The sequence below is a fragment of the Peribacillus asahii genome (genome assembly GCF_004006295.1).
In the GTDB taxonomy this organism is placed as follows: domain Bacteria; phylum Bacillota; class Bacilli; order Bacillales; family DSM-1321; genus Peribacillus; species Peribacillus asahii_A.
In genome coordinates this window covers 1-12,500 of record NZ_CP026095.1, presented here as the reverse complement: position 1 = coordinate 12,500, position 12,500 = coordinate 1, and the positions used below count along the sequence as shown (strand labels likewise).

The 12,500-nt window shown below is 40.3% G+C and carries 7 protein-coding genes, 2 tRNA genes and 2 rRNA genes (1 of these 11 running past the window's edge); all 11 read right to left on the bottom strand.

Translation table 11 applies throughout. From position 1 onward, the window contains the following. Positions 1 to 1,054 (bottom strand): 23S ribosomal RNA (locus BAOM_RS00055) (it extends 1,880 nt beyond the left edge of the window). 90 nt (positions 1,055 to 1,144) lie between these two features. Next, positions 1,145 to 1,220, bottom strand: a tRNA-Ala gene (locus BAOM_RS00050). A gap of 10 nt (positions 1,221 to 1,230) precedes the next feature. Then, positions 1,231 to 1,307: transfer RNA gene (locus BAOM_RS00045), tRNA-Ile, on the bottom strand. A 101-nt stretch (positions 1,308 to 1,408) separates the two neighbouring features. Continuing rightward, positions 1,409 to 2,957, bottom strand: a 16S ribosomal RNA gene (locus BAOM_RS00040). Together the 16S and 23S rRNA genes with 2 tRNA genes alongside form the textbook arrangement of a ribosomal RNA operon. 404 nt (positions 2,958 to 3,361) lie before the next feature. Continuing rightward, complete coding sequence (gyrA, locus tag BAOM_RS00035; protein WP_127758589.1) at positions 3,362 to 5,872, bottom strand: DNA gyrase subunit A; 2,511 nt, start codon at positions 5,870 to 5,872, stop codon at positions 3,362 to 3,364. Positions 5,873 to 5,963: 91 nt separating this feature from the next. Continuing rightward, complete coding sequence (gyrB, locus tag BAOM_RS00030; RefSeq protein WP_127762390.1) at positions 5,964 to 7,886, bottom strand: DNA topoisomerase (ATP-hydrolyzing) subunit B; 1,923 nt, start codon at positions 7,884 to 7,886, stop codon at positions 5,964 to 5,966. A gap of 72 nt (positions 7,887 to 7,958) precedes the next feature. Then, positions 7,959 to 8,210, bottom strand: coding sequence for an extracellular matrix regulator RemB (gene remB, locus BAOM_RS00025; RefSeq protein WP_119118341.1), 252 nt, complete (start codon positions 8,208 to 8,210; stop codon positions 7,959 to 7,961). Between the two features lie 12 nt (positions 8,211 to 8,222). Further along, positions 8,223 to 9,341 (bottom strand): DNA replication/repair protein RecF, encoded by a 1,119-nt coding sequence (gene recF, locus BAOM_RS00020; RefSeq protein ID WP_127758588.1) that lies wholly within the window; start codon positions 9,339 to 9,341, stop codon positions 8,223 to 8,225. A 21-nt stretch (positions 9,342 to 9,362) separates the two neighbouring features. Then, entirely contained in the window at positions 9,363 to 9,575 is a 213-nt protein-coding gene (yaaA, locus tag BAOM_RS00015; protein WP_127758587.1) for a S4 domain-containing protein YaaA, read from the bottom strand. Positions 9,576 to 9,727: 152 nt separating this feature from the next. Further along, a complete protein-coding gene (dnaN, locus tag BAOM_RS00010) occupies positions 9,728 to 10,864 on the bottom strand; it encodes a DNA polymerase III subunit beta (RefSeq protein ID WP_127758586.1) in 1,137 nt (378 codons plus the stop codon). Between the two features lie 193 nt (positions 10,865 to 11,057). Continuing rightward, the gene (dnaA, locus tag BAOM_RS00005; RefSeq protein ID WP_127758585.1) at positions 11,058 to 12,401 is read right to left on the bottom strand and encodes a chromosomal replication initiator protein DnaA; all 1,344 of its coding nucleotides are present in this window, start codon (positions 12,399 to 12,401) and stop codon (positions 11,058 to 11,060) included. Positions 12,402 to 12,500 lie beyond the last annotated feature (99 nt).

Sequence of the window (12,500 nt, the reverse complement as noted above, 5' to 3'; positions counted from 1 at the left end):
TGGGACCTTAGCTGGTGGTCTGGGCTGTTTCCCTTTTGACTACGGATCTTATCACTCGCAGTCTGACTCCCGAGTATAAGTATTTGGCATTCGGAGTTTGACTGAATTCGGTAACCCGATGGGGGCCCCTAGTCCAATCAGTGCTCTACCTCCAATACTCTCAATCTCGAGGCTAGCCCTAAAGCTATTTCGGAGAGAACCAGCTATCTCCAAGTTCGATTGGAATTTCTCCGCTACCCACACCTCATCCCCGCACTTTTCAACGTGCGTGGGTTCGGGCCTCCATTCAGTGTTACCTGAACTTCACCCTGGACATGGGTAGATCACCTGGTTTCGGGTCTACGACCTCATACTCATTCGCCCTATTCAGACTCGCTTTCGCTGCGGCTCCGTCTCATCAACTTAACCTTGCATGAAATCGTAACTCGCCGGTTCATTCTACAAAAGGCACGCCATCACCCATGAACGGGCTCTGACTACTTGTAGGCACACGGTTTCAGGTTCTCTTTCACTCCCCTTCCGGGGTGCTTTTCACCTTTCCCTCACGGTACTGGTTCACTATCGGTCACTAGGGAGTATTTAGCCTTGGGAGATGGTCCTCCCTGCTTCCGACGGGATTTCACGTGTCCCGCCGTACTCAGGATCCACTCAGGAGGGAACGAAGTTTCAACTACAGGGTTTTTACCTTCTCTGACGGACCTTTCCAGATCTCTTCATTTACCCCGTTCCTTTGTAACTCCATGTAGAGTGTCCTACAACCCCAAGAGGCAAGCCTCTTGGTTTGGGCTAATTCCGTTTCGCTCGCCGCTACTCAGGAAATCGCGTTTGCTTTCTCTTCCTCCGGGTACTTAGATGTTTCAGTTCCCCGGGTCTGCCTTCAGTACCCTATGTATTCAGGTAAAGATACTGTTCCATTACGAACAGTGGGTTTCCCCATTCGGAAATCTCCGGATCAAAGCTTACTTACAGCTCCCCGAAGCATATCGGTGTTAGTCCCGTCCTTCATCGGCTCCTAGTGCCAAGGCATCCACCGTGCGCCCTTTCTAACTTAACCATTCAAAAAATCTTACTCGGTGTTTTGAAAATTGACGCAAAAAATATTGCCTTCTATCTATTATCTAGTTTTCAAAGAACAAGTATCATTTGGTGGAGCCTAGCGGGATCGAACCGCTGACCTCCTGCGTGCAAGGCAGGCGCTCTCCCAGCTGAGCTAAGGCCCCAAAAAGTAAATGGTGGGCCTAAGTGGACTCGAACCACCGACCTCACGCTTATCAGGCGTGCGCTCTAACCAGCTGAGCTATAGGCCCATTTACATAACTATCTTATTAAGAATGAATCACTCATTCAAAACTGAACAAAACAAAAGCGCCTCTTTAATGAAGAACCGAGATTCTTCATGTTTCCTTAGAAAGGAGGTGATCCAGCCGCACCTTCCGATACGGCTACCTTGTTACGACTTCACCCCAATCATCTATCCCACCTTAGGCGGCTGGCTCCAAAAGGTTACCTCACCGACTTCGGGTGTTACAAACTCTCGTGGTGTGACGGGCGGTGTGTACAAGGCCCGGGAACGTATTCACCGCGGCATGCTGATCCGCGATTACTAGCGATTCCGGCTTCATGTAGGCGAGTTGCAGCCTACAATCCGAACTGAGAATGGCTTTATGAGATTCGCTTACCCTCGCGGGTTCGCAGCTCTTTGTACCATCCATTGTAGCACGTGTGTAGCCCAGGTCATAAGGGGCATGATGATTTGACGTCATCCCCACCTTCCTCCGGTTTGTCACCGGCAGTCACCTTAGAGTGCCCAACTGAATGCTGGCAACTAAGATCAAGGGTTGCGCTCGTTGCGGGACTTAACCCAACATCTCACGACACGAGCTGACGACAACCATGCACCACCTGTCACTCTGTCCCCCGAAGGGGAACGCCCTATCTCTAGGGTTGGCAGAGGATGTCAAGACCTGGTAAGGTTCTTCGCGTTGCTTCGAATTAAACCACATGCTCCACCGCTTGTGCGGGCCCCCGTCAATTCCTTTGAGTTTCAGCCTTGCGGCCGTACTCCCCAGGCGGAGTGCTTAATGCGTTAGCTGCAGCACTAAAGGGCGGAAACCCTCTAACACTTAGCACTCATCGTTTACGGCGTGGACTACCAGGGTATCTAATCCTGTTTGCTCCCCACGCTTTCGCGCCTCAGCGTCAGTTACAGACCAGAGAGTCGCCTTCGCCACTGGTGTTCCTCCACATCTCTACGCATTTCACCGCTACACGTGGAATTCCACTCTCCTCTTCTGCACTCAAGTCCCCCAGTTTCCAATGACCCTCCACGGTTGAGCCGTGGGCTTTCACATCAGACTTAAAGGACCGCCTGCGCGCGCTTTACGCCCAATAATTCCGGACAACGCTTGCCACCTACGTATTACCGCGGCTGCTGGCACGTAGTTAGCCGTGGCTTTCTGGTTAGGTACCGTCAAGGTACGAGCAGTTACTCTCGTACTTGTTCTTCCCTAACAACAGAGCTTTACGACCCGAAGGCCTTCTTCGCTCACGCGGCGTTGCTCCGTCAGACTTTCGTCCATTGCGGAAGATTCCCTACTGCTGCCTCCCGTAGGAGTCTGGGCCGTGTCTCAGTCCCAGTGTGGCCGATCACCCTCTCAGGTCGGCTACGCATCGTCGCCTTGGTGAGCCGTTACCTCACCAACTAGCTAATGCGCCGCGGGTCCATCTGTAAGTGATAGCAAAACCATCTTTCCATCTTCTCTCATGCGAGAAAAGAAAGTATCCGGTATTAGCTCCGGTTTCCCGAAGTTATCCCAGTCTTACAGGCAGGTTACCCACGTGTTACTCACCCGTCCGCCGCTAATCTCAGGGAGCAAGCTCCCATTGATTCGCTCGACTTGCATGTATTAGGCACGCCGCCAGCGTTCGTCCTGAGCCAGGATCAAACTCTCCGATAGAATTTGACTTGCTCATGTTGCACTTTTTTATAGTGTGTGCTCACTTAAAAAATAACGTTGGCGCTTTGTTTTGTTCAGTTTTCAAAGAACGATATCTATTACTTTTGAAGAAACAACTTTAATATCATAACATCTAAAAATCATAATGTCAACAACTTTTTTCATTTCCCTGTCGACTTAAATAAGTATAACTAGTATTAAAAGCAATTGCAAGCTTTTTTTAAGAAAACTATCATTTTACATTATATACCACTAAATCTCATAGATTAGTTTAAAAAATCATGTTACACGTGAAACATCATTTACTCTTACCGCTTTTATTGTTACGTGAAATTTATAATGAACTGAACTTCATATAGAAGAACTAATTAAAAAAAGCCAAGGCTTTATGCCTGGCTTTTCTATCACTCATCTCCGTCAATTTCTTCTGTCACAATTTCAGAAGAATTCTCTTCATCATCTTCTTCTTTGTCATCTTCACGTTCAACAATTGCAACGGTAGATACATATTCATTCTCTGCTTCTTCAAGACGAATAAGTTTTACACCTTGTGTGCTGCGACCTGTTTTTGAAATATCTTCAACAGCCATTCGAATTAAAACACCCGCTGCCGTAATAAGCATTAAATCTTCTTCCGCTCCAGGCACTACTGTTTTAATAGAGACAAGCTCACCATTTTTCTCAGTAACGTTACATGTTTTAATCCCTATACCGCCACGACTTTGAATTCGATATTCTTCTTCAGCTGTTCGTTTTCCATATCCATTTTTCGTAACAATTAAGATTTCCTCTTGCTCTTCTAATATTTCCATACCGACGACTTCATCTTCAGCACGTAGAGAAATTCCTTTAACTCCCGCTGCTGTTCTTCCCATCGTACGAACATCGCTTTCTGGGAAACGAATCATCATTCCTGTTTTTGTTCCAATGATAATTTGTTTGTTACCATCTGTCATACGAACAGAAATTAACTCATCATCTTCTCGTAAACCTAATGCAATTAATCCATTGTTACGAATATGAGCAAAAGAAGATAAAGGAGTTCGTTTTGATATTCCATGTTTCGTTGTAAAGAATAAGAACCAATCATCCGCAAATTCCTTCACTGGGATAATCGCATTAACCGTTTCCCCTTTCTCGACCTCTATTAGGTTGATCAAAGGTAAACCTTTTGCTGTTCTTCCGTACTCTGGGATTTCATAGCCTTTAGCTCGATATACCTTCCCTTTATTTGTAAAGAACAGCAGCGTATCGTGTGTTGAGGTTGTTAAAAGATGCTCTACAAAGTCATCTTCATTTGTTCCCATTCCTTGAATACCACGGCCACCGCGTTTTTGACTGCGATATGTTGAAGCAGGTAAACGTTTAATATAGCCATTGTGCGTTAACGTAACAATAATAGTTTCTTCCGGAATTAAGTCTTCATCCTCTAAACTCTCAAAGCCGCTTAGTAAAATTTCCGTACGTCTTGTATCATTAAAACGCTCTTTAATTTCAAGAAGCTCTTCACGAATAATTTCTAGCACTTTTTCTTCATCAGCTAAAATCGCTTTTAATTCTGCAATAAGAGCCATAATCGCTTGATATTCTTCTTCAATTTTTTCACGTTCTAAACCGGTTAAACGCTGAAGACGCATATCTAAGATTGCTTGCGCTTGTTTTTCTGAAAGTGAAAACTTCTCCATCAAACCTTCACGCGCAATATCAGTCGTCTTCGAACTACGGATTAAAGCAATAACTTCATCTAAGTGATCGAGAGCAATTCGCAATCCCGCTAAAATATGAGCACGAGCTTCCGCTTTCCGTAGTTCAAACTCTGTGCGACGGCGAATAACCACTTTTTGATGTTCTAAGTAATAATATAAGCATTGTTTTAAATTCAATACTTTCGGCTGGCCATCTACAAGAGCTAGAAGGTTAATACCGAATGTCGTTTGCATAGATGTATGTTTATATAAATTATTTAATAAAACACTCGTATTCACATCTTTCCGAACTTCCATAACGATACGCATACCATTTCGGTCCGATTCATCCCTTAAGTCTGTAATCCCTTCAATTCTCTTCTCACGAGCAAGATCAGCAATTTTTTCGATTAGTCTCGCTTTATTTACTTGATACGGAATTTCAGTCACAAGAATCATTTGTTTTCCATTAGGTTTCACTTCAATATCTACTTTTGCTCGCTGGACAATGGAACCTCTGCCTGTCTCATATGCCTTTCTAATTCCACTACGCCCTAAAATATAACCGGCTGTTGGGAAATCTGGACCTGGAATATACTCCATTAACTCTTGAATTGTAATATCAGGATTTTTACTTAAAGCAAGAACACCATCGATGACTTCTCCTAATTGATGCGGTGGAATATTTGTAGCCATTCCCACGGCAATTCCTGATGAACCATTTACCAATAAATTAGGGAAACGGGCCGGCATAACAGCAGGTTCTCTTTCAGAACCATCATAGTTGTCCTGATAGTCGATAGTATCTTTATTCAAATCCCGTACGAGTTCCATTGAAATTTTAGACATTCTCGCTTCTGTATAACGCATGGCCGCTGCCTGGTCGCCGTCAACAGAACCGAAATTCCCATGGCCGTCTACAAGCATATGGCGGTAGTTAAATGGTTGAGCCATACGTACCATTGTTTCATATACAGCTGAATCACCATGCGGATGGTACTTACCAATAACATCTCCAACAATACGAGCAGATTTCTTATAAGGTTTATCTGCTGTAATTCCAAGGTCATTCATTGCATACAAAATTCTCCGATGAACGGGTTTCAGTCCATCTCTGACATCAGGTAAGGCTCGTGACACAATAACACTCATTGCATAATCTAAAAACGAAGTCCGCATTTCGGTACTAATATTGATTTCTTTAACATTGGATCTTTCTTGTTCTGACATGGAGCCAACCTCCTATATAAAGCTTCTGATCTCATTTCATCAATGAGATGTCATATAAACAACAGGATGAATCCATCATCCTGTTGTCCAATCAAATATCTAAATTTTTAACGTAAATGGCATTTTCCTCAATAAAGTTACGACGCGGCTCTACTTTATCCCCCATTAACATTTCGAAAGTTTCATCCGCTTCAATCGCATCTTTTAAACTGACTTGTAATAGCGTACGTGTATCAGGGTTCATTGTCGTTTCCCATAGCTGCTCTGGATTCATTTCACCAAGCCCTTTATAACGCTGTAAATTAGGTTTAGGTGTACTTGGTAACCCTGCCATAATTTCCTCAAGCTGACGGTCATTATAAGCATATTCTACTTTTTTACCTTGTTGAATTTTATATAATGGTGGTTGAGCAATATAAATATAGCCGTACTCAATAATTTTTCTCATATATCTGTAGAAAAAGGTTAGCATAAGAGTACGAATATGAGCACCATCGACATCGGCATCCGTCATAATAACAATCTTATGATATCTTGCTTTTTCAATATTAAATTCATCACCAATCCCTGTCCCCAGTGCGGTAATAATCGTACCGATTTCAGCATTGGAAAGAATGCGATCTAAACGAGCTTTTTCTACGTTTAGAATTTTTCCTCTTAGAGGCAGAATCGCTTGGAAATGACGATCACGCCCCTGTTTTGCGGATCCGCCCGCTGAGTTTCCTTCTACGATATATAATTCACTAATGGCAGGATCTTTTGATGAACAGTCTGCCAATTTCCCAGGCAAACTTGAAACTTCTAAAGCATTTTTTCTTCTCGTCATTTCACGAGCCTTTTTCGCTGCAAGGCGAGCACGCGCAGCCATCAAGCCTTTATCTACGATTTTTCTAGCTACAGCTGGATTTTCATACATAAAGGCATCGAGCTTTTCAGATAGAATAGAGTCTGCTACAGACCGTACTTCAGAGTTACCCAGTTTCGTTTTCGTTTGCCCTTCAAATTGTGGGTCAGGGTGTTTAATAGAAACAATAGCTGTTAATCCTTCACGAACATCTTCACCTGATAAATTAGCATCGGATTCCTTGATTAAACCATTTTTACGTGCATAGTCATTAATGACACGAGTTAACCCCGCTTTGAAGCCTGATTCATGAGTTCCCCCTTCATACGTATGAATATTATTAGCAAAGGAGAATACATTACTAATATAGCTTTCATTGTATTGAAGAGCTATTTCCACGGAAATACCGTCTTTTTCGCCCTCCATGAAAATTGGTTCTGCATGAAGCACTTCCTTTGAACGATTTAAATGCTCCACATACGATTTAATTCCACCTTCATAATGGTACTCATTAGACTTCCCTTCACCGCGTTTATCTTCAATAGCGAGCTTTAACCCTTTATTTAAGAAGGCAAGCTCTCGAATTCTTGTCGCTAACGTGTCATACTCATATTCCAACGTTTCTCTAAAGATTTCGCCATCTGGTACGAAGTGAATAGTCGTTCCTGTACGATCTGTTTCACCGATAATTTGTAAATCAGCTTGTGGAACGCCTCGCTTATATTGCTGGTAATAAATATTTCCATCTATATGAACAAATACTTCCAATAATGTAGAGAGGGCATTTACAACGGAAGCACCTACTCCATGCAATCCACCAGATACTTTATAACCTCCGCCGCCAAATTTACCTCCAGCATGAAGGACAGTTAAAATAACTTCTACAGCAGGGCGCCCCATCTTTTCTTGTATACCAACGGGAATCCCTCGTCCATTATCGACGACTGTAATACTATTATCTTCTTCAATTTTTACCTGGATTTCTGTACAAAAACCTGCGAGTGCTTCATCGATACTATTATCGACAATTTCCCAAACAAGGTGGTGTAAACCTTTTGAAGACGTACTTCCGATATACATCCCTGGACGTTTACGTACAGCTTCTAAGCCTTCTAATACTTGTATTTGATCTGCACCGTATTCTTGAGGTTGTAGTTCACTTTGTTCCATTGTCATCTCAAATCACCTACACTTTTCTATTCACATTTAACATTTTTTAAACTAAAGAAGCGATCCGTCTACTTATTCATCTACTACAATTGAATGTTGCTGCGAACGTTTTTTTAAAGTCATTGAAGCAAGAGGTGAGTAATATACATGCTTAGTTGTCACAACAATGGACTTTATGGAATTCTTCGCTAAATGCAATGTGACATCTGCCTTTTGCTGTAGAAACTCTGCAAGTATAGGGGAAGATTCGAGCAGCTTTTTATCTAAAATCGTCACAATTTCATCTGTCTTTACAAGAATGTCTTCACCGATATGAAGATACATAAGTTCACCTCTTTACTTTACCTTTGTAATCGTTCCTTGTTTCACAAAAAAGGTGGATGCGTCTTTTAACGTTTGATGATCGATTCCTTCAACAGAAGTTGTTGTAACAAATGTTTGAACTTTTCCTTGAATTGTATTTAATAAATGAGATTGCCGGTAGTCATCCAGCTCTGATAAAACGTCATCTAAAAGTAGAATTGGATATTCGCCTATTTCTGCATGAATGAGTTCTATTTCTGCTAATTTTAAAGATAGAGCCGTTGTGCGTTGCTGACCTTGTGAACCAAAGGTTTGCACATCACGATCATTGACATAAAAAATAAGATCATCACGATGAGGGCCCACTAATGTAACTCCACGGTCTATTTCTTTTGTCTTTATTCGATCACATGTTTCTTGAAACACTTCTATTATTTTCGACAAATCCATAGTTTCTAATACATGAAGAGATGGTTTATATTGTATTTTCAATTCTTCTAAATTTCTTGATATACCAGAATGGATTGGTTTTGCCCATTCTTGTAAAACAGCTAAAAATTGATATCTTTTTTCGACAATTTTCGCTGCATGTTGAATAAACTGTTCTGTTAAAACGTCGAGCATCGTTGTATCACTTTGTTTTTTCGTTTGCAACAATTTTAAATAGTGATTTCGTTGTTGCACAATTTTATGGTATTGACTCATATCATGAAGATAAACAGGAGATATTTGACCAATCTCCATATCAATAAAACGACGTCGAACTTGCGGGCTCCCCTTCACTAAATGAAGATCTTCTGGTGCAAACATAACCACATTCATGCTGCCTACATATTGGCTAAGTTTCTGTTGTTCAATATGATTAACTTTTGCCTTTTTTCCTTTTTTGGCAATGGTCAATTCAAGTGGTAAGGATGTATTTCGCTTTTTAACTCTACCTTCTATTTTAGCATATTCTTCGTCCCAGCGAATGAGTTCTTTGTCATTTGAAGTTCGATGGGACTTTGCCATTGCCAAAACAAAGATTGATTCCATGACATTCGTTTTCCCTTGAGCATTTTCCCCTAGAATGACATTTACTTTGTTTTCAAAGGAAAGCTCAACTTCTTCATAATTTCGGTAATTTCTCAAATGAATGTTTTCGATATACATAATCTGCTCTTCCTTTCGGCATTAGCCGATAATCGTAAAGCTACCGAATTCGGGAATCTCGATTTTGTCACCCACTCTTAACTTTCTTCCTCTCCGTACATCGAGCTCATTATTAATAAATACTTCATGTTCACTTAAGAACCATTTCGCCATACCGCCGCTTTGAATCACATCAGCAAGCTTTAAAAACTGTCCCAATGTAATATATTCCGTACTGATTTGTATTTCTGTCATCCATTTTTCACTCATTTCAAAATAATTTCTAATACTTTATTTTACTAAATATCTGTTAATAAGACAAAATTTTGACTAACAGAACTTTTTGCATGAGCCATACAAAAAAATAAAGACCTGAATATCAAGTCTTTATTTCTCCGCATATTCCCCTAATAGGTTCTAACCGGAAGGATTAATTGCAGCATTCGATCATCATGAAGTGGACAAATAACGAATGGACGCATCGCTCCTGTAAAACTAATTTTAATATCTGTACCTTCTAATGCTTTTAATGCATCCATAACAAACTTTGCACTAAAAGAGATTTTTAATTCTTCTCCTTCAATGGCTTCAGCAACAATTTCCTCTACCACTTTACCGACTTCGGGGGTATTAGACGATACTTCAATAACTCCCCCGTCATGTGTCAATAATTTGACTACATTATTGCGGTTTTCTTTCGCCAATAAAGATGCTCGATCAATCGCTTGTAAGAGCTCTTTCGTTTTAACAATCACATCTGTTTTACTATCTGTCGGAATAAGTCGAGATGTATCCGGATAATTCCCCTCTAGTAATCTAGAGAAGAATAATAAATTTTTCGCTTTAAACAGAACTTGATTTTCTGTAATAACAATCTCGATTAATTCATTCGTATCATCGAGAATTTTACTTAGTTCATTCAAGCTTTTTCCTGGAATAACAACACTATAAGTACCATTGATTTTACTTTCAATGTTGGCTGTTCTCATAGCCAAACGGTGACTGTCTGTAGCAATACATGTCAACTCATCATTTTCAACCTTCAAGTTTACACCTGTCAAGATTGGGCGTGTTTCTGAGGTGGACACTGCAAATACAGTTTGGCGAATTAATGTTTTTAAAAGATCCGTTGGCAATTTAAATAAATTGGCTTCTTCAATGATAGGCAGATGTGGATATTCTTCTGGGTCTAGGCCATTTAGATTAAACTCTGCTTTTCCCGAACGAATAATTGTTTGAAAGTTTGTTTGAACTTCAATTTCTACAGTATCCATTGGTAACTTCTTCACAATTTCACTAAAAAAACGAGCATTTAAAACAATATCACCACTTGTTTGTACTTCGACAATTTCATTCCCATCTTCCTCCGCCGGAATAAAAGATTGAATAGAAATATCAGAATCACTTCCTGTAAGTGTAATTCCCTCTGTTGTCGTATTGATTTTAATCCCTGTTAAAATCGGAATCGTTGTTCTAGATGTAACAGCTTTCATTACTTCTTGAACACTATGAACTAATCGATCTCGTTGAATGATAAATTTCATAAGTTCCCCTCCAGTCATATTTTTACTAACTTGCATATATTATTAATTAATTTAGTTAAAAATATAGTAGTAATAGTAATAGGTCCTGTGAATATGTGGATAAGTGTAAGAAAGCCAAGGAAAAACAGTCTATCCACATGTGGACAGACTGTGTGTAAGTCAGTTCAAGTTATTCACACTATAAACAAGGGCACTATACTTTTAATTGATCTTGGATTTCTTTAATTTGATGCTGCAGCTGAGAATCTGTGAGTAAAAGCTTTGAAATTTTTTCATGAGCATGAATCACAGTTGTATGGTCGCGCCCTCCAAATTCATCTCCAATCTTAGGGAGTGAGGAATCTGTCAGTTCACGCGATAGATACATAGCAATTTGCCTTGGAAATGCTACAGATTTTGTTCGTTTTTTTGCTTTGAAATCCTCGAGTTTTACATTGTAGTGCTCACCAACTGTTTTTTGGATTTCATGAATCGTAATAATTCTTGGTTTAGAGCTAGGAATGATATCCTTCAGCGCCTCTGCAGCCAAATCTGCATTAATATCTTTATTAATTAACGATGAGTACGCAACAACACGTATTAAAGCTCCTTCTAGTTCGCGAATATTAGAATCAATTTGGTTTGCGATATAGAGCATCACTTCATTTGGAATATCGAGACCATCTGCTTTTGCTTTTTTTCTTAAAATAGCAATTCTAGTTTCTAAATCAGGCGGGGTAATGTCTGTAATTAAGCCCCATTCAAAGCGTGAACGCAAACGATCTTCCAATGTAGGGATTTCCTTAGGAGGTCGATCACTAGAAATTACAATTTGCTTGCTTTCCTCATGAAGAGCATTAAATGTATGGAAAAATTCTTCCTGAGTAGATTCTTTTCCAGCTAGAAATTGAATATCATCTATTAATAACACATCAACACTTCGGTATTTATCCCGGAATTCACCAGCTTTATTGTCCCGAATCGAATTAATGAATTCATTCGTGAACTTTTCAGATGATAAATAGACTACTTTGGCTTGCGGATTGTGCTCTAATACATAATGGCCTATTGCGTGCATTAAATGGGTTTTTCCAAGCCCTACGCCTCCATAAATAAATAAGGGATTATAAGCTTTAGCCGGGGCTTCAGCAACAGCTAAAGACGCAGCATGGGCAAAGCGGTTCCCAGAGCCAATAACAAATGTATCAAATGTATTTTTAGTGTTAAGCATATGCTGCGAAAAATCATGTTGATCTTCTTCTTGTTTTTTCACCTTTTTTGTTGAAGGAGCAACATTCGGTTCATCATGGTTTGGTGGAATGATGAATTTAGCTTCAAGTTCTTCCCCTGTTAATTCTAATAAAATGCCGGCTATAAGCTTGGAATAACGTTCTTCGAGCCAATCACGAGCAAATTCATTAGGAGCAGTGATAGTTAAAGTGTCTCCTTGCAAGGCATAAGCTTTTGTAGCCTTTAACCATGTTTCAAAGCTAGGCTTACTAATCTTTTTTTGGATTTTTATAAGGGTTTGATCCCAAAGACTATCGATGTTTTCCAAGTGTCCCCCTCCTTTGCTACTAAATTTGAAAAGCTGTTTGTTCAATCGTTCATTTTTTTAAATAAGGAGCGAATATATGGAATCGCAGTTTATGTTTGC

Excerpts from the sequence above, each read along its gene's own strand:
- remB (WP_119118341.1), bottom strand. The coding sequence starts at position 8,210 with ATGTATCTTCATATCGGTGAAGACATTCTTGTAAAGACAGATGAAATT.
- yaaA (WP_127758587.1), bottom strand. The coding sequence starts at position 9,575 with ATGACAGAAATACAAATCAGTACGGAATATATTACATTGGGACAGTTT.
- dnaN (WP_127758586.1), bottom strand. The coding sequence starts at position 10,864 with ATGAAATTTATCATTCAACGAGATCGATTAGTTCATAGTGTTCAAGAA.
- gyrA (WP_127758589.1), bottom strand. The coding sequence starts at position 5,872 with ATGTCAGAACAAGAAAGATCCAATGTTAAAGAAATCAATATTAGTACC.
- gyrB (WP_127762390.1), bottom strand. The coding sequence starts at position 7,886 with ATGGAACAAAGTGAACTACAACCTCAAGAATACGGTGCAGATCAAATA.
- recF (WP_127758588.1), bottom strand. The coding sequence starts at position 9,341 with ATGTATATCGAAAACATTCATTTGAGAAATTACCGAAATTATGAAGAA.